Below are 17,427 nucleotides of genomic sequence, written 5' to 3'. Positions count from 1 at the left end.
AAAATAATATGAAGTTTTTAATATTATTCCACATTGTTCTGTCATTACAAGGCAGTTCTGAAGAATTTGTTTCCGGAGCACTATCTTGCAGGGATTTTAAAAATGGAAAATTTGTGCTAATAAATAAGAAGACTAATAAAAGGTATCTTATAGAAAAATCCAAAGATCTTCAAAAAGAAGAGGTTTTTGATCTATCTACAAATAAAAAGATGCAGAAGGATAGATACTACAAAATATTATGGAAGAGCGACTGTCAATATATATTATTATTAGATCTTGCCAAAAGTCAACATGACGAAACTGATAAGTATATTAACTCTCATGGTGGGTATCTTTGCACAATCAAAAAGATCGAAGGAAAATGCGCTATTATTGAAACCCAATTTGAGGGGGAGGTTTTTGCTTCTGAAGTTTGTAAAACTCAATAAGAGATAAATTTATAAATATGTTGATTATTTAGGGTATTATTTTTTAATACCCTAAATTTTAAAACGAAATTTCTTTATCAGGTAGGGAACATCAGACTGGCGTATTATAAAGATGCTTCCGGAAATCTGAAAATAGACAGAACAACGAACTATTATCCTTTCGGGTTAGAGTTTGGCGGAGATCTGAGCACTGCAAATTCTATTACTCCCAATTACAAGTATTCTTCCCAAGGACAGGAAAAACAACAGGAAACAGGATGGAGCTCTTACAGATGGAGGAACTATGACGCTGCGATGGGAAGGTTCTTCAATGTTGACCCATTAAGTGAAAAATATGCTTATCAGTCGCATTATAATTTCTCTGAAAACAGGGTTGTTGATGGTAAGGAATTAGAAGGGCTCGAATGGGCTGGAGTACACTATAAAAATTTAGACGGAAGTCAGCAAATACAATATAATATAGACTTTAAAGTTCTTAATAGCAGTAAAATTATGACTGCAGAAGATGTGAAAATAAGAACAGCAGAAATCGTTAGAACAGTTGAAAAAGTATATTCAGGGACAGATAATGAAGGTATTTATACAAATACAAAAGTAAATAATATTAGTTTTGTTGACAAAGTTGAAAAAGGCGATTATTATATAGATTTTGTTGACAAAATAGAAGGTGGAAGTAGTCCTTTTGTTGTAAGAAAAGTGAATATTATGGGTAATTCTCAATCAAACAGGATTCAAATTAAATCTATCTTAGGAAGTAGCTCAGGAGAAGTTACTAGTCATGAGTTAGGTCATACCGTTGGGTTAAAACATGAGACAGATCCATCAAATCCTTCAACAGTAAAGCAAAGTGTGAAATTTGATAATCTGATGAATTCTGAAACAAGTGGTGAAACTATAACAAAGGAACAACTAAGCGAAATTAAAAAGTATGTTCCTGTAACGACTAAAGTGGAAGTAGAAAATAATCAATTTGTATCACCTTTTAATCCATAATACCTATGAAAAAAATTATTTTATTTTTAATTATATCCTTTTTTTGCCAATGTCAACAAAGATATAATTACACAGTAAATCAGGAAAATATAAATCCCAACTTGACAGAATTGCAAAAAAAACTGGACATAAAGGGAAATTTTCTTAATATTTTTTTTGAAGATTATTTTGATAACGAAAAGGTTTCTATGAAATGTGATTCTAAAGAGATCTTTAGTAAAAATATAACAACTGATAATACTATAAATTTAGCAGATTACTATTCGCAGAAATCAACTTGTGAAAAATTACAAATTAACATAGGACCTCAAAAAATTATTTTGGAAAAAAAAGATATGGAGAATCATAAGTATCTTTATATTAAAAAAAAGAGTGATAGCCTCAATTTAACTTTGTCTAATACACCAAGAACATATTATTAATAATTGGCTAAGTTATATTTCATGAAGTTTATCCCTTTATCATTAGATGAAAAGTGACTATGTTTCACATTGTTTTCTTATAAGTAAAAATAGCAATACTATTTAAAAATAGTGATTAGAACAGACAGTCTCATTGGCTGTCTGCTTTATTCTTTTTTGAAAAACCGACATTTACAACTACACAGATCAGGTAGGAAACATCAGACTGGCGTATTACAAAGATGCTTCCGGAAGCCTGAAAATTGACAGGACCAACCATTACTATCCTTTCGGGCTTGAATTTGGAGGGGATTTAAATATTAATGGTACAGTATCTCCAGCCTATAGATACTCTTCTCAGGGGCAGGAAAACCAGATTGATACTAAGTGGAGCTTTTACCGATGGAGAAACTATGATGCTGCAATGGGAAGGTTCTTCAATGTTGACCCATTAAGTGAAAAATATGCTTATCAGTCGCATTATAATTTCTCGGAAAACAGAGTTGTTGATGGTAGAGAATTGGAAGGTCTTGAGTTTGTACCATTACCAATTTATGCACCTGGTGCAGTAGCCCCTCCTCCTCCATATGCTGCAAAAGCGGGAGCTGGATCAGCAGTGTATGAGCAGATGAAGAGCAATGCCATTAATAATTACAATGGTTTAATGCGGGGATTAGGTACCCAAATTAATGTTCTTGTAGCAGTAGGTAGTACCGGCTTAGTAATCGCTAACCGTGTACTTAATAACGATTCTAATCAAAAAGGAGATAGCAAAGCCGAAAATAAAGGAAGTGATACAAATTCAGGAGAAGAAGGTATTATCTATAAAAGAAAAGATAAAAATGGAGAGGAAAAAGATTACGTGGGACAGGCAAAAAATGAGGGTAGATATGAAAAAAGAAAAAAAGAGCATCAAAGAAAAAACCCCGATGCAGATTATGATTTCAATATTATAGATTGAGGAAAACCGGGTAAGGATCTTGATAAGAAAGAACAAAAACATATAGACGAAGGAGGAGGACCAACTAATAAATCTAATCCTAACGGAGGATTAGAAAATAAAAGAAATCAAATTAAACAACCAAAAGTACCAAAACATTCATAGGATGGCTAAAAGATTTAAATTAAACGTGGGTGATGTTTTTACAATTCCCATTGAGAATGATGAATTTGGAATAGGACAAATTGTTTATATGCCAAACCACAAGCATAATTTTATAATGATCGTTTTCGACAAAAAGTATAATATAAAAGAAGAAGTTGACTTAAATGGGTTACAAGATTTAAAAATACTTTTCTTAGGATATACTGTTGATGCAAAGCTGTATCATAAGCATTGGGAGATAATAGGAAATACGTTGTCTAATTTATCATCAGTCAAGTTTCCATGTTATAAATTAGGATTGCCAAATGATGAATATCCTGACGGAGCAAGGCTGGTTGACCACAAGGGAAATTTTCTGGCAAATATTGATAAAGATACATTTGATAGTCTTTCATATCAAAATGAAGTCGGCCCAATTCGATTTCAAAATGCATTAAAAGCTCATTTTGGTTTGCAAGAGTGGATTCCAGAGGATTATGATAAAATTTTGTATGATAAAACCTTGGAGTCTGTAAAAATTGCTGAAGAGATATTAAATAATTAGTATTTTTTTGAAATTACTAATTTTACATTAGGGTGTTGGAAACAATACCCTAAATTTTATTAACCCAATCAATAAAATATATAAATGAATAATAAAGAGGAATTTTTCCAAAGAATTAAAAATAACATTGAAAAAGATAACTTTCATATTACTGTAGTGCAAACCAGCGAAAATCCTAGATTTGCTTATACAATCGGGAATTTAGAAAAACTACAATTTGAATTAATATTAGCAGGAAATGAAAACTATCTGTATAAAGATCTTTTAAAGATTTTTAATTCAATTGTTCCTAAACTCACCAAAAATATAAATCCTGAGGAAATTTCTGTAGAAATAGAGGGGTTTGGAACATTTAGATTCAGGGAAGTCCACAAATCATGGAATGAGTTTATGATGCTTGGAGTTTATGACTATTATAAAATTGAAAGTTTTAAGGCATATCAAATTTTACCTGATAATAAGCATTATACATTGGATATTCCAGACATGTCAATTGAGTGGAATGCAGATAATATTATCTGGAAGTGGCTTGATGATAGAATTGAATGGAAATTTGAAGTACCTCGAGATTCACAAGTTGTAACTGAAGTACAAGTTTTGTTTGGTGAAAAAATAACAGAGGTAACAAGATGGGAAGAAAATGAGTGGGAAGGGTTTACTCAAAATGGAGAAGATGTTGATAAAAATAATTTAAGAGTAGTTCCCATTGCAACTTTACTTGGAATTGATAATTCTTTAGAGCCTATTCTAAAGCTAGGTATTGAGAAAGGAATATGGAGAGAGGATGAGAATTCAGAATGGAATAGTTGGGACTAGGCACTTTAACGTTTAAATATTTTGAGACACTATCCCACAAAGTGTGTAAGTTAAAAAGTAAGGTCTTGGATTTTATAATCTGAGCCTCGCTCCCGCACGAATCCCTTCGTGTGGAACTTATCCTACTAATTCAGTATTTATTATTTGTGATGTTGATATATGAATTTAGAATAATAAAGAGCTTCTTTTTAAAATATAAGATCATTAAAAACAAAAGTTTTTAGGAATTCAATCTGGTGCTCTGATCTATAGTTTTAAATTAAATTACAAAGGATTTTTGCGGTAGCAAGGGATTTGACAAGCTTATATTATCAAATATTCTGTCTCCCAATTTTAGAGGTATTTGGTATCCCTTGGGCTATACTTAATTTGTCAAAAGAACTTATTACATAAACCATTGTTCAACTACAGTGGTTTTTTCCTATCTTTTGTTAAATAAATTATTCAATGAAATATTGTATTCTTATAGTATTAATTTCAGTAACAAGTTGTAAAAAGAGTAATACATATAAAGGAGAAAAGACTCTAACAGATAAAGAAATTGCCATTTCCATAGCTGAAAGGAAATGGAAGCAAATTTATGGTAACTCAGCAATAAATAAACAAAAACCATTTGTTGCAGAAAAAAATGACAGTATTTGGAGTGTTCAAGGAACTCTACCTAAAAACAAACTGGGAGGCGTAGCTTATGCGGAAGTAAATGTAAAAACCAAAAAGGTAATCAGTTTTACACATGGAAAATAAGAAGTAATTAAATAAAAGAATTAAAATGAATCAAAAAGAGATTGAAAGTGTTATCGCTTTAGAGCCGACAGAAAGATATAAATACTTTATAAAGCAAGTAGCTGATTCTGAGATTTTTTACACTCTCATTGATACTAATGGAGATTACGTAGTGTCAAAAATTGACGACGAAGAACTATTCCCATTATGGAGCGCGCAGGAATATGCAGAACTTTGTAAGGTTAATGGGTGGGAAAATTGTGAAGTCAAAAAGCTAGACTTGGATGATCTGGAGGATGAAATTATTGATTTTATTGCTGATCATGGTTGTTTAATTAATGTCTTTCCAATTTTTGATAAAACGGGATTTGTTGTTGATTTGACAGAATTTTCTAAAGATTTAAGCGATGAGCTGAAAAACTATGGATAATCATAAACTTAAATAATACGGTTCAATAGGATTTTAAGGTCGAGCAATGCCATAAGGCACCTAATTAAATATTCTAAAGTTTAAAAGATAAGCCACAAATTATGTGGCTTATCTTAAAAAAGAAATTGAAATATGGGAAATAGAGAATAGATGATAAAATACAAAGGAATTCAAATAAATGTGCTAGATAATCTTTATGTGGAAACAAAAGAATTAGATTCTTATATATCTAAAGAAATTAGATTTGCCATTGGTACTAATCAACCTGAAAACTATATAGAGGTTATTAAGTATATTATAGATTATATTGTCGATAGTAAGCCAATTATTTCTGAAAACCAAAATATTGGCTATTATTCATGGCTTTTACAATTCAGGCTGGATGAAGATAACTGCTATGATCTATATGAAGCAAACGCTGATGGTAGCGGTTTTAATAAAGGTTGTGACACGGCAATTTCAGTTGTTAGACAGCAAAGTGAAATGTGTTTACAATATGATCTTATTCCTCTATTTCCAAACTTCAATCAGTCAGTGGTTATATCAGATGGTGTTTATGAAGGAAAAGATATTGAAGGAATCAGATATGATTCGCCTCAAGGCGAAAGTGGCTGGTATCTTATTACAGACGACTATAATGATGATATTAAATCATTGAAGATGGTTCACTTTTATCATGTTGCTTTTGCCCGACCTGATATTTTACAATATCTGGCAATACCTTTCGGATACAGATTTATTATGAAAAACGGAAATGTTGAAATATGTAGGGATGAGGAAGAGTAATGCTCAAGCATGTTTCAAAAGGTTATTTTCCATTATTAAAGGACATTGACAAAGAAAATTATAATAAAATAATTGACTAATCCTTTTAATTAATACTCAAGATTAGTGATTAATAACGGCATTCTTATTGGGAACTCTTCGACAGGCTCATGGTGACAGGTCGCAAACCATCCGTAATTTTTAAGCGTTGTCTGGCTGAGCCTGTCGAAGCCGTTATTATTGACAGAGATAGGTTAATAATTTAAAAAACAGGTAATTTATTGGTTATCTGTTTTATTTTCGCCAACTTTCCTGTAAAATAAAAAAACCTTCAAAAATGAAGGTTTTTATTATTTATAAGCTTCGATTTTATCCGTAAGTGTATTGATAAAGTTCTGTAGAGGCTTTTCTACCATCATTTTGATGAATGGATTGAATTTCCCTTCAAATAACATCTGAACTTCAGTCTGGTTTTCACTGATTGGGTTCAATGTCGCTGTTAATGAGAAGTCCAGACTTGAACTTGCAGATCTTAAAACAGCTTTCTGATCATCCACTTCATCTATTTTTAAAGCGATTTCAGGCATTCCCTGTAATCCAAATTTAAATCCGTTATCTCTTGTTTCAAATTTCTGAAGACCGTCCGGCATAAAATCTTTATAATTTTCAGGTGATTTCAGCAACTCTGTAAGTTCTTTAGATGATTTATTGACAATAATCTTTCGTCCTTCTAAATTCATTTTTTATTTTTGTATTTAAATTCTTAACTATTACAAATGTATAAAGTTTTTGTCAACGAAAAAAAATTATTACTATCTAAGCATCCTGAAGAACTTGAAAAAAAGCTTGGGTACGAAAATTATACCACTTTAGAGATCGCCCTGGATCTTCTGGAGAATACTTCTGTGCAGGAACTTAATGTGTATGGAGAGAATTTGGATGAAATCTGGCAGGAGTTTCAAAAGCTTTTCAGAATTATAGAGGCTGCAGGAGGTCTTGTTAATAATCCTGAAGGTAAGATTCTTTTCATCAGAAGATTAGGCAAATGGGATCTTCCAAAGGGTAAAATGGAAAAAGGAGAATCCAGAGAAGAGTCTGCCGTACGGGAAATAGAGGAAGAAACAGGGTTGAGTGATGTTGAGCTTGTACAATTCATCAACACGACTTATCATATCTATGTAGAAAGAAACGGGGAGAAAATCTTAAAATGCACCCATTGGTTTGAAATGAACTTTGACGGCGAAGATACTTCCAAACCGCAGATAGAAGAAGGTATTACCGAAGTAGCCTGGAAAACGACCTCAGAAATTGAAAATGAAGTGTTCCCGAGTACTTTTAAAAATATCAAACTAATCGTAAAAGAATTCTGGGATTCGAAGAAATAAGTAAGAAGGCTGGAAGCTGGAAGAATGAAGCCGGAAGTTACGATCCGGCCAATTACTTCTTTAAGTGTTTATTGATCAATGAAATTTTATAAAGCTGAAGAAATAAGAGAACGGTCTTCAATTTCCTTCATGAACACTCCTCCCCCAGCGCCCAGCTTCCTTACTTTAAATAAAGTCGATCACTTTCTCCAGAGCAATTCCTCTGGAACCTTTCAACAATATATTGTCAGACTGAATGCTATTCTGTTTCAGGTATTCTGTTAATTCGGCCGTATTTTCAAAAGCAAACTCTGAATCATTAACCGCTTTAAAATGTTTTCCGACAGTAATGATCTCATCGAAATGAAGATCCTGAGCCAGTTTTAAGATGTTCTGATGCTCTTTCTCACTTTCATCACCCAATTCCAGCATATCTCCGATGATAATGGTTTTGCTGCCTTCAAAACTGATAAAGTTATTTAAAGAAGCGGTCATAGAGCTTGGATTGGCATTGTAAGTATCAAGCACCAAAGTCCTGCCCTCTTTTTTCACCACCTGAGATCTCATATTGGTGGGGGTATACAGCTCCAGAGCATGCTTAATTTTTTCAAAGCTGATTCCGAAATGAAGGCCAAGACTGGCAGCAGCACAGAGATTGGTAAAGTTATACTCTCCTGTCAGTTTTGAAACGGCTTTTACGCCCTGATAGGTCAATCCTACAAAATGTTCAGCGGAAAAAGATTCAAAATTGTAATCCGATGTTTCTTTTCCAAAAGTAATTTTAGGTGAATAGTTTTCAGTCTTTTCAGCCTGGATCGGATCGTTTTCATTCACAACAATTGTTCTGTTGTTATTTTTAAGATAATCATACAGCTCAGACTTTCCTTTGATTACTCCCTCAAAACCTCCGAAGCCTTCCAGATGAGCTTTCCCAAAGTTGGTAATATACCCCAAATCAGGTTGTGAAATGGTACACAGGAATTCAATTTCCTTTTGATGATTCGCTCCCATTTCAATCACAGCCATTTCATGTTCCGGCTTAATGGAAAGGATTGTCAACGGAACTCCGATATGGTTGTTCAGATTTCCCGATGTATACTGAACGTTAAATTTTTCCGAAAGAACAGCATGGATAAGCTCTTTTGTAGTCGTCTTTCCATTACTTCCCGTAAGCCCGATAAAAGGAATATGAAGCAGGCTTCTGTGATAGATTGCCAATTGCTGTAAAAATTCCAGCGTAGACGGAACATAGAAAATGTTTTTATCTCTGTTTTCAAATTCCGGAAGTTCAACAATCACTGCCAGAGCTCCGTCATCAATGGCTTTTTCTGCCAGCGTAGCTGCATTGAAATTCTCACCGGAAAAGGCAAAGAAAATATCATTCTCTGCTATTTTTCTGCTGTCAATGGTTACTTTTGCCGCCTGCAGAAATAAAGGATAAAACTGTTCTATATTCATGTGGAAATATATATTTTTTTTAAGAATTGACATGCAACCGCCAAATCTACACGAGTATTTCAGGCTTTTCAGCCCAAGCGGTTTCATGGTTCAAAAATAAAAAAACCTTCCGAAAGTCCGGAAGGTTTTTTGTAAGTATTTTTTGATAAATATTATCTTCTAGTTCTACTCTTATCGCTGGCTTTAGCATCCTGTGCAACACGGAAACCTACCCAACCATAAGCTCTGTTTTGATTTTTATATCTTCTTTGTCCCGGATCCAGCCAGTATGCTGTATCCTGCCATGAACCTCCTTTTACTACTCTAACCTCGTTAGAGATTGCAGAAGTTCTGTCTTTGGTATCTTTTTGTAGTTTCACTCTACCGCTTCCATCTACAACGAAGCTTGTTTTAGGAGCGTTGTACATATCGAATCCGGCAGCAGAATCAGAAGCTCTGTAATATTCTAAAGAAGACTGTCTGTCACCATCTCTGTAGTTTCTGTAGTCAGCAATAGTTTGTCTTTCGAATTGTCCAGGAAGTCCTCTGTAAACTAATCTTCCATCCGCTAACGTATCATACTTGATGGTACCTTCGTCGATCATTTTATAAGTTCCGTCACCGTTTCTTACGATCGCCTGAGGCATGTTTCCTCTGTAGTAGTTGAAATCGTTGTAATCTTCATCGATGATAGGTCTGTAAACGTCAGCCGTCCATTCAGAAACGTTTCCGTACATACCGTAGATTCCTAAATCGTTAGATGGATATTGTCTTACGTCAGAAGTCTGAGCTGATCCGTCGTTTTTCCAACCTGCGATACCAGAATAATCACCTCTACCCATTTTGAAGTTTTCAAGGAACATTCCTCTGTCTCTTCCTTTGGAACCTCTTAATCTTTCAATTTGAGGTTTTTTACCCAGATATTGGTTATATTCTCTGTTTTTAGCCATACCCAGAGCTGCATATTCCCATTCTACTTCAGTAGGAAGTCTAAACTTCTGTACCATTGCAGAATTCGGAGCTCTGTTAGCTGCAAGCAATCTCTGGTTTGTCGTTTTCATACCAGTTTTCTGCTGCATTCTTTTCTCATTGATATATCCCTGCATTTCAGGATCATTCGATTTGAATTTATCCATATTGAAAGCAGTTCCTCCCTGGTTGTTGGATTCGTTGATATACAAATCTTTGGCAATAATACCAGCCTGCATCAAAGCTTTTTCATTGGCTCTGTCAGACAGCCATTCACAGTATCTGTTTGCCTGAGTCCAGGAAACTCCTACTACCGGATAGTAATCAAATTCCGGAGAACGCAGATACGTTTCGTTATAATCGTTTCTTGCTAATTTGTTGTCCCATAATAAGGTATCCGGCAAAGCACCGTTATAGATCTCCTTAAAACTCGGGTCACTTGGTGGGAATACATACTTCAACCATGTAAGGTATTCGCGGTATTCGTAGTTAGTAATTTCAGTTTCTCCGATAAAGAATGAACTTACCTGCATTCTGCGAGGTGTGTTATTCCAATCGTGCATAACATCATCTTTCACTAATCCCATTGTAAAAGTTCCACCTTCTACATATACCATCCCAGGCCAACCCTTCTGCTTCTGTTGCTTTCCTGCAAAAAACCAACCCTGTTTTTCGTTTGGTTTCCAACCTGTTTTGCTGACAAATTTTTTGGTACCGCCACCTTTGCTGGTTCCTGATCCGCCACAGCTGGTTAATGCAAGTGTAGAACTTAATGCTATTAATGAAAACAACTTTAGTTTTTTCATAGTCGATATAAATATTTTCAAAGTACAAAGAAAAAATAAATTATTCAATAAATCAAGTAAACATTTGATTTTTTTGAAAAACGTTAACAAATTAATTTTATTGTATCACAATTTAATTCTAAAATTTTCATTTATTTTGTAATTTAGCAATTTCAATAGTAAACATGAAACGAAAAATTACGATTTTATCTTTAATCGCTTTTGCATCAACACTTTACGCTCAAAGAAACACCATAGAATGGAATGGTTCTAAAATCCAGGATTTTGGTGACACAAAATTAAATCTTCCTAATTTTAAAAATGAAGGTTTTTCTTACAGCCAAAATAATGTTTTTATCGTAAGCAAGCAAAAAATCGGAGAAAAGCAATTAAAAATCTCAGACCTTGTCTGGGAAAGCGTTTCAAATCAGGATTTGTTTGAGCTGGATAAGGGCAGACTTCCTGATTATGATGTAGCAGATGTTTCCTATTATACTTTAGATGGTGAAAGCTATGCCAGCATTAGTATTGCTTTATTTAAAAATGTAAAAGGCCGTGTTCAGAGATTATCTTCGTTTAATGTTTCGGAAGCTTCTTCTTTTATCAATACAACAGGAACTGTTAATAAAATAGGAACCACCGGCAATCCTTTATCAAGTGGAAATTTTTATAAAATAAAGGTAGACAAGTCCGGAGTATTCAAAATCACTTCGCAGTTTTTAAAAGACAACGGAATCAATCCGGGTTCTGTAAATCCTAAAAATTTCAGAATTTATGGAAACGGGGGAATCATGCTTCCCGAATACAACCAGGATCCAAGATACGGTGCTTTACAGGAAAATGCCATTCAGGTGGTAGGTGAAGATGACGGGGTATGGAATGACAATGACTACGCTCTTTTCTATGCACAGGGTCCCGACGGATACAACCTTTATGATACTTCCAACGGGAACGGCTTTAAAAGACACGATACCCGGTTCAGTGAAAGAAGCAATAATGTCAAAAACATCTATGAGGATTTCTCCTATTATTATATCAACTTTGATAAAGGTGCGGGAAAAAGGGTTGCGACTGTAGACGGAAACCTTCCAGCCCAGCTGATTACAAGGTATGACAGTTACCAGGTGATCAACAAAGATCAGAAAAACCTGTTAAAAGTAGGAAGAACATGGGTAGAAGATATTCCTTTCACCAATGAAAAAACAGTAACATTTACTACCAATTCCCCGATACAGGCGAATGATGTAATACGATACAGAACCCAGGTGGTAGCGTACAATTCCCAGCAGAATACGATAGATTTTAAAATCAACAATTTAAATCCGCACCCGCTGCAGGTAATTCCTACAGACACCTCTTCGTATCAGTATACTTTCTATCCGGTAACTTATACTGGAACATTAACCAATCTTACCGGAAATCAGTTTACACTGGTTTATAATCCTGATATCTCCAAGAATCCGAATGGAACTTTCTATTTTGATTATGTAGAGGTTCAGTATAAGGAAAACCTTGCATTCAATGGTTCACAAATGAACTTCAGGGATTACTCAATTGTAAGTGGAAGCAATACAGACTATGGTTTCAGTATCAGTAATGCTGCTGCTATAGAACAGGTATGGGATGTAACGGATATTACAAACGCCAATAGAAGAGTGAATAAGGCAGGAGCCGGTTCTTTCAGCTTTGCGTACACAGCTGCTGATCAGAATTTCAACAATGAGTTTGTAGCTTTCCGTGCTGATGCGGCTTTCAGTCCGCAGTTTGTGGGAAGAATCTCGAATCAGAATCTTTCCGCAATACAAAACGTAGATTATCTGATCCTTACCGTTCCTGAAATGATGGGCCAGGCTCAGAGAATTGCCAACTACCATCAAACCAAGAATAACTATAAGGTAGAAATTGTTGACATCAATAAAATCTACGAGGAATATGGCAGCGGAAGTAAAGATCTTACCGCGATAAGAGATTTCGTAAGTAAACTCAATACTCCACTGGGAAGACTTCAATATGTATTTATCCTTGGGGATGCTTCATACGATTATAAAAACAGGGTTCCGAATAATTCAAACGTTGTTGCCAGCTATCAGAGTGAGCAGTCTTCCGATTATGTATCCTCTTTTGTGACGGATGACTATATCGTAATGACCAAGCCGCAGAATACATTATTAATTGAAAACAACCTTCCGGATCTTCCGGTTGGCAGAATTCCGGCAGCCAATGCCAGTGAAGCCGGAGATATGATCAATAAAACACTGGCTTACTATAATTCCCTTCAGGGACAGTCGAGCCCGTTTGGAGACTGGCGTATGCGACTTGACTTTGTAGTGGATGATAACAACGAAGGGGGAAGCCCTTTCCACAATGTCATGAACAACTCCCTTGCCGGCATATTTGAACAGCCTGGCCAGCAGGAACTTAAAGAGTATAATGTTAAAAAATTATACATGGATGCCTTTACCGCCCAGAGTACTTCCGGGGGACGAAGATATCCGCAGGTAAACCAGGCCATTTCCAATGCTATCGGAAACAGCTTATATCTGTTTTATTTCGGACACGGAGGAATCAATGGCTGGGCACAGGAAAGAGTACTTACCAGCACAGAAGTTCAGAATGCCAACAATTTCTCTAATGTATACAGCAGATTCCCGTTTGTATCTACCATTACCTGTGAGTTTACATTATGGGACGAACCTTCAACCAACTCTGTAGGAGAACAGTTTATTAAGATGAAACAGGGAGGTGTTTCTACCATGATTACTTCCAGCCGTGCTATCGGGGTTGATTATGGACGTGATTTTACCAATACCTTTACTCAGAATATTTTTAAGTTAACCAATGACGACTTTAATACGCTGGGGAATGCCCACTTAATTGCCAAAAAACAAAAAGGACCAAACAGTAACCACTTAAAAGTAAACTTACTGGGTGATCCTGCCATGAAATTAAGCAGACCACAAAGACTCCTGGTTATTGATAATATTGAAACACCTGTTCCGGGACTGATCAGAGGGCTGGATTTTGTAAAAATCAAAGGACACATCAATAATCCAAACGGAACACTGAACAATACCTTCAACGGAAAGGTCAGCATCAATATTTTTGATAAGAGATTAAATAAAAAAACATTAAATAACAGTGGCGTTTTATCTCCGGTTTTAGAGTATACTGAGGAAGGAAGTGCTATTGTAAAATCTGCAGGAACTGCTGTAAATGGGGTTTTCACTGCTGAATTCTATGTACCTAAAGACATTAACTATGCTGTAGGCCAGGGAAGAATACTAGCCTATGCAGATAATAAGTCAACGGATGTTTTCAACAATCAGGCAGTACAGGTAGGCGATATTAATCCAAACGGAATCAATGATAATCAGCCTCCAAAAGTAAAACTGTATATGAACAACACCAACTTTGCAGATGGTGGAATTACCAATCAGAATCCAATGCTTCTTGCCTGTCTTACCGATGATACAGGAATCAATTCAACAGGATCCGGTGTAGGGCATGATATTACAGTATATCTTGACGGGCAGATTATCAATACTGTTGTTTTAAATGATTTTTATGCTCCGGGAGAAGGAAACGGATGTTTAAATCCTAGTCTTGCTGAATACCAGAAAGGAAATGTAACCTACCCTTTCAGAAATCTTGCAATAGGACAGCATCAATTAACATTTAAAGTTTGGGATATAAACAATAATTCTACAACTGCTACGTTAAATTTTGAAGTTAAAGATGAGTCTGACCAGCATCTGACAATAAACCGTCCGCTGAACTGGCCAAATCCATTTACCAACAAAACCTATATTCAGTTTGAACACAATTGTGATGATATTCTGGATGTGAACGTACAAATTTATACAATAACAGGAAGATTGGTAAGAACTTTGTCGCAGCCGGTGGTTGCAGAACCGTTCCTACAGGGCTTCAGAACCCCTCGTCAGGCCATAGAATGGGACGGAAGAGATGATTTTGGAGCTACTGTAGCAAAAGGTACGTATATTTTTAAGATATTTGCAAAAAGTCAAAATCAAGAAAAATGCAAAGGAAGTGCTACAGCTGTAGAAAAAATGGTACTTTTGAAATAATAAAACAGAACAATAGACAATAATATTAATAAAAAACTGATAATATATAAAAGACAACATATGAATTTAACTACTAAACTGCTATTAGGATTTGGTTTGAGTGCTGGTTTTTTAGGCTATTCGCAAGATTTAGGTAAAGTAAACCCAGTTCTTACCGGAGCTCCTTTCTTAAGAATTGCACCTGATGCAAGATCGGGAGGTATGGGAGATCAGGGGGTGGTAACCTCTCCGGATGCATTTTCACAATTCTGGAATGCGGCTAAATACCCTTTCAGCAGGACAAGTTCTTCCGTAGGTCTTAACTATACGCCTTACATGGGAAAACTTACCAATGATGTATTCTTATTATATGCTTCGTTCCATAAGTTTTTAGGACAGGAAGAAAGATCTACAATCTCCGCGAGTATCTATTATTTCAATATGGGACAGGTAGACCTGACTCAATTGGTGGGTACAGAAATTGCTTCAATGGGTACATCAAAACCAAACGAATTCTCCATTGACGTTGCCTACGCTTTGAAACTTTCTGATTCATTCTCCGGAGCTGTTACCGGTAGATTTATCCGTTCAGACTTAGCCGGAGGATTCAACACAGATACAACACTTAAGGCTGCGAACAGTTTTGCAGTAGACGTTTCAGGATACTATACCTCTCCAAGATTCTCCAGTATTGGCGGATATGATGGTAAAATCAATGCAGGTTTAGCTATTCAGAACTTAGGTCCAAAACTGGATTATACAGGGAATGAAGAATCAAGATCTTATCTTCCTACTATGGCAAGATTAGGGGTTGGATACGATATGTACCTGGATGATATGAACAGAGTTGGAATTTCTGTGGAAGGTTCAAAACTATTAGTTCCTGGATCTGAGTATGCAGGAATAGACCCGAATACAAGACAGCCTATCTACCAGATCCCGAATGTAGGACCAATGGCTGGTATCGGAAAATCTTTCAAAAATAAAAACAGTATCATGTACAGTGGTGCTCTGGAATATTCTTATGACAATGCATTTTCTGTAAGAGGAGGTTACTTCCATGAAAGTGAAGAGCAGGGAGCAAGACAGTTTGCAACAGCAGGGGTTGGGCTAAGATACCGTTCTTTCGGACTTGATCTTTCTTACCTGATCAATATGTCTAAGATCAACAGTGCTTTGGATAACACGCTTCGTTTCGGTCTAACCTGGAACATTGGAGAAGAAACATCCAACAACGATCGTTAATAAAAGAAAAAGCGATATAAAAAGCCTCATACATTTTTGTATGGAGGCTTTTTTTATGTCAATTGTCAATGGTGAATTCGCTTCGCTTGTCAATTTTTTTATGCTGCAATCATTCACCATTCACTTTGCAAAGTAAAAATTCACTTTTGATTCGTGAATAGTCAATCGTCAATCCGTTTCGCTTGTCAATTTTTTTATGCTGCAAGCATTCACCATTCACTTTGCGAAGCAAAAATTCACTTTTGATTCGTGAATAGTCAATCGTCAATCCGTTTCGCTTGTCAATTTTTTTATGCTGCAATCATTCACCATTCACTTTTGATTCGTGAATAGTCAATCGTCAATCCGCTTCGCTTGTCAATTTTTTTATGCTGCAAACATTCACTATTCACTTTGCGAAGCAAAAATTCACTATTGACCTTTAAATAATGTAATCGTATAGTCAAGAAGTTTTCCATCACCGTAGTCGCCATGTCCGGGAACAACAATTTTCACATCCGGATATTCTTTTTTTACTTTTTCAACGGTATTGGACCAGGCAGAAAGATTGGCATCTCCCAGATACCCTTTCCCCGCCTCCAGCTCTTTTAATAAACAGCCTCCAAATAAAATATTCTCGCCTGGAAAATATCCCACAGCATTGTCTTTTGTATGCCCTTCACCGAAAAATTTTGCAATGACATCTTTATCCCCGACTTTTAAAATAACAGAATCATTAAAACTGTTTTCAGGAATAACAAAATTATTTTCTTTTGCTAATTCGATGGTTTTAGCATATGCATAAGAGGGAATATTCTTTTTATGGAAAGCCATTAATCCTCCTAAGCTATCATCATGAAAATGGGTTGGAATAATGGCCTTAATTTTCGAATCAAGCTTTTCATTAATCCATTGTATCAGCTCTTCTGAACTTTTATCATTGGTAGGTGTATCAAAAACAACGGTTTCGTGATGATCTTTTACAATCAATCCATTACAGGGTACATTCCCGAAATCATTGGTCTGTTTAAAGGAGGTATGAATAAAAGAATTCTCTGAAATCTGAGTAATGATCAGGGTTTTTGATTCATATATTTTCTTTGCTTTAAAACTGTTTTTGCTCTGTGAGCTACAGCTTAACATGATCAAAGGAAACAAAATGGCCACTATATTTTTACTGATGAAATTCATAAAATGATAATTTACGCTTGAGATAAGCTAAGATAGGAATTCGTGGAACAGGATTTGTTAGCTGTTGTGTTAAAAAATGACGAATTGTAAGTGGCGACTCATTCATATGTTTCATCTGTCAATTTATTTTAAATAATACTACATCTTAATTAAAAAAAATATAATATTTAAGTTAATAAAAGTCT

The 17,427-nt window shown here is 35.3% G+C and carries 16 protein-coding genes; 12 read left to right on the top strand and 4 right to left on the bottom strand.

Annotated elements, in window-relative coordinates; translation table 11 throughout:
• The first annotated feature begins 8 nt into the window (after window positions 1-8).
• The 9 genes from ACLI50_RS13115 to ACLI50_RS13075 all read left to right on the top strand — a co-directional run bounded on the left by ACLI50_RS13115 (window position 9) and on the right by ACLI50_RS13075 (window position 6,226).
• Complete coding sequence (locus ACLI50_RS13115) at window positions 9-428, top strand: hypothetical protein (RefSeq protein WP_411413953.1); 420 nt, start codon at window positions 9-11, stop codon at window positions 426-428.
• A gap of 90 nt (window positions 429-518) precedes the next feature.
• On the top strand, window positions 519-1,421 hold the full coding sequence (locus ACLI50_RS13110; RefSeq protein ID WP_411414089.1) for an RHS repeat-associated core domain-containing protein: 903 nt from the start codon (window positions 519-521) through the stop codon (window positions 1,419-1,421).
• A gap of 5 nt (window positions 1,422-1,426) precedes the next feature.
• On the top strand, window positions 1,427-1,843 hold the full coding sequence (locus ACLI50_RS13105; protein WP_110011791.1) for a hypothetical protein: 417 nt from the start codon (window positions 1,427-1,429) through the stop codon (window positions 1,841-1,843).
• A gap of 403 nt (window positions 1,844-2,246) precedes the next feature.
• Complete coding sequence (locus ACLI50_RS13100; protein WP_343643662.1) at window positions 2,247-2,783, top strand: hypothetical protein; 537 nt, start codon at window positions 2,247-2,249, stop codon at window positions 2,781-2,783.
• Between the two features lie 145 nt (window positions 2,784-2,928).
• Window positions 2,929-3,471, top strand: coding sequence for an Imm26 family immunity protein (locus tag ACLI50_RS13095; RefSeq protein WP_343643661.1), 543 nt, complete (start codon window positions 2,929-2,931; stop codon window positions 3,469-3,471).
• Between the two features lie 84 nt (window positions 3,472-3,555).
• Window positions 3,556-4,287: a DUF4262 domain-containing protein gene (locus ACLI50_RS13090; RefSeq protein WP_343643660.1), complete on the top strand. Its 732-nt coding sequence runs from the start codon at window positions 3,556-3,558 to the stop codon at window positions 4,285-4,287.
• A 447-nt stretch (window positions 4,288-4,734) separates the two neighbouring features.
• A complete protein-coding gene (locus ACLI50_RS13085) occupies window positions 4,735-5,031 on the top strand; it encodes an NTF2 fold immunity protein (protein WP_411413952.1) in 297 nt (98 codons plus the stop codon).
• A gap of 25 nt (window positions 5,032-5,056) precedes the next feature.
• Window positions 5,057-5,440 carry a DUF2750 domain-containing protein gene (locus ACLI50_RS13080; protein ID WP_120231898.1) on the top strand — a complete coding sequence of 128 codons (384 nt, stop codon included), beginning with the start codon at window positions 5,057-5,059 and terminating at the stop codon, window positions 5,438-5,440.
• A 150-nt stretch (window positions 5,441-5,590) separates the two neighbouring features.
• Complete coding sequence (locus ACLI50_RS13075; protein ID WP_120231899.1) at window positions 5,591-6,226, top strand: immunity protein Imm33 domain-containing protein; 636 nt, start codon at window positions 5,591-5,593, stop codon at window positions 6,224-6,226.
• 329 nt (window positions 6,227-6,555) lie between these two features.
• Here the strand turns inward: ACLI50_RS13075 and ACLI50_RS13070 are convergent, their stop codons facing one another.
• Entirely contained in the window at window positions 6,556-6,945 is a 390-nt protein-coding gene (locus ACLI50_RS13070) for a hypothetical protein (RefSeq protein ID WP_034699917.1), read from the bottom strand.
• A gap of 36 nt (window positions 6,946-6,981) precedes the next feature.
• Between ACLI50_RS13070 and ACLI50_RS13065 the strand changes: the two genes are divergently transcribed.
• Window positions 6,982-7,590 carry an NUDIX hydrolase gene (locus ACLI50_RS13065; RefSeq protein WP_202838975.1) on the top strand — a complete coding sequence of 203 codons (609 nt, stop codon included), beginning with the start codon at window positions 6,982-6,984 and terminating at the stop codon, window positions 7,588-7,590.
• A 165-nt stretch (window positions 7,591-7,755) separates the two neighbouring features.
• Here ACLI50_RS13065 and ACLI50_RS13060 read toward each other — a convergent pair whose 3' ends face one another.
• Together ACLI50_RS13060 and gldJ are read right to left on the bottom strand one after the other, a co-directional pair.
• Complete coding sequence (locus tag ACLI50_RS13060; protein ID WP_411413951.1) at window positions 7,756-9,027, bottom strand: UDP-N-acetylmuramoyl-tripeptide--D-alanyl-D-alanine ligase; 1,272 nt, start codon at window positions 9,025-9,027, stop codon at window positions 7,756-7,758.
• Window positions 9,028-9,179: 152 nt separating this feature from the next.
• Complete coding sequence (gene gldJ, locus ACLI50_RS13055; RefSeq protein WP_110011788.1) at window positions 9,180-10,781, bottom strand: gliding motility lipoprotein GldJ; 1,602 nt, start codon at window positions 10,779-10,781, stop codon at window positions 9,180-9,182.
• A 164-nt stretch (window positions 10,782-10,945) separates the two neighbouring features.
• On the opposite strand from gldJ, the gene porU reads away from it, so the two are divergent.
• Complete coding sequence (porU, locus tag ACLI50_RS13050) at window positions 10,946-14,848, top strand: type IX secretion system sortase PorU (protein ID WP_202838973.1); 3,903 nt, start codon at window positions 10,946-10,948, stop codon at window positions 14,846-14,848.
• A gap of 60 nt (window positions 14,849-14,908) precedes the next feature.
• Entirely contained in the window at window positions 14,909-16,072 is a 1,164-nt protein-coding gene (gene porV / locus ACLI50_RS13045; protein ID WP_062674515.1) for a type IX secretion system outer membrane channel protein PorV, read from the top strand.
• Between the two features lie 411 nt (window positions 16,073-16,483).
• Here the strand turns inward: porV and blaCHM are convergent, their stop codons facing one another.
• On the bottom strand, window positions 16,484-17,242 hold the full coding sequence (blaCHM, locus tag ACLI50_RS13040) for a CHM family subclass B1 metallo-beta-lactamase (RefSeq protein WP_202838972.1): 759 nt from the start codon (window positions 17,240-17,242) through the stop codon (window positions 16,484-16,486).
• Window positions 17,243-17,427: the final 185 nt, after the last annotated feature.

Origin of the sequence: Chryseobacterium cupriresistens, assembly GCF_046614675.1 — a bacterium.
Lineage (GTDB): Bacteria > Bacteroidota > Bacteroidia > Flavobacteriales > Weeksellaceae > Chryseobacterium > Chryseobacterium cupriresistens.
The sequence above is the reverse complement of the archived record's forward strand: the minus strand, read 5'-3'. Positions and strand labels throughout refer to the sequence as shown.

What these genes read in the sequence shown, in the direction of transcription:
- ACLI50_RS13080 (WP_120231898.1), top strand. Translation starts at nt 5,057, where the DNA reads ATGAATCAAAAAGAGATTGAAAGTGTTATCGCTTTAGAGCCGACAGAA.
- ACLI50_RS13085 (WP_411413952.1), top strand. Translation starts at nt 4,735, where the DNA reads ATGAAATATTGTATTCTTATAGTATTAATTTCAGTAACAAGTTGTAAA.
- gldJ (WP_110011788.1), bottom strand. Translation starts at nt 10,781, where the DNA reads ATGAAAAAACTAAAGTTGTTTTCATTAATAGCATTAAGTTCTACACTT.
- ACLI50_RS13105 (WP_110011791.1), top strand. Translation starts at nt 1,427, where the DNA reads ATGAAAAAAATTATTTTATTTTTAATTATATCCTTTTTTTGCCAATGT.
- ACLI50_RS13075 (WP_120231899.1), top strand. Translation starts at nt 5,591, where the DNA reads ATGATAAAATACAAAGGAATTCAAATAAATGTGCTAGATAATCTTTAT.
- ACLI50_RS13070 (WP_034699917.1), bottom strand. Translation starts at nt 6,945, where the DNA reads ATGAATTTAGAAGGACGAAAGATTATTGTCAATAAATCATCTAAAGAA.
- porU (WP_202838973.1), top strand. Translation starts at nt 10,946, where the DNA reads ATGAAACGAAAAATTACGATTTTATCTTTAATCGCTTTTGCATCAACA.
- ACLI50_RS13065 (WP_202838975.1), top strand. Translation starts at nt 6,982, where the DNA reads ATGTATAAAGTTTTTGTCAACGAAAAAAAATTATTACTATCTAAGCAT.
- ACLI50_RS13095 (WP_343643661.1), top strand. Translation starts at nt 2,929, where the DNA reads ATGGCTAAAAGATTTAAATTAAACGTGGGTGATGTTTTTACAATTCCC.
- blaCHM (WP_202838972.1), bottom strand. Translation starts at nt 17,242, where the DNA reads ATGAATTTCATCAGTAAAAATATAGTGGCCATTTTGTTTCCTTTGATC.
- ACLI50_RS13090 (WP_343643660.1), top strand. Translation starts at nt 3,556, where the DNA reads ATGAATAATAAAGAGGAATTTTTCCAAAGAATTAAAAATAACATTGAA.
- ACLI50_RS13100 (WP_343643662.1), top strand. Translation starts at nt 2,247, where the DNA reads ATGGGAAGGTTCTTCAATGTTGACCCATTAAGTGAAAAATATGCTTAT.
- porV (WP_062674515.1), top strand. Translation starts at nt 14,909, where the DNA reads ATGAATTTAACTACTAAACTGCTATTAGGATTTGGTTTGAGTGCTGGT.
- ACLI50_RS13115 (WP_411413953.1), top strand. Translation starts at nt 9, where the DNA reads ATGAAGTTTTTAATATTATTCCACATTGTTCTGTCATTACAAGGCAGT.
- ACLI50_RS13060 (WP_411413951.1), bottom strand. Translation starts at nt 9,027, where the DNA reads ATGAATATAGAACAGTTTTATCCTTTATTTCTGCAGGCGGCAAAAGTA.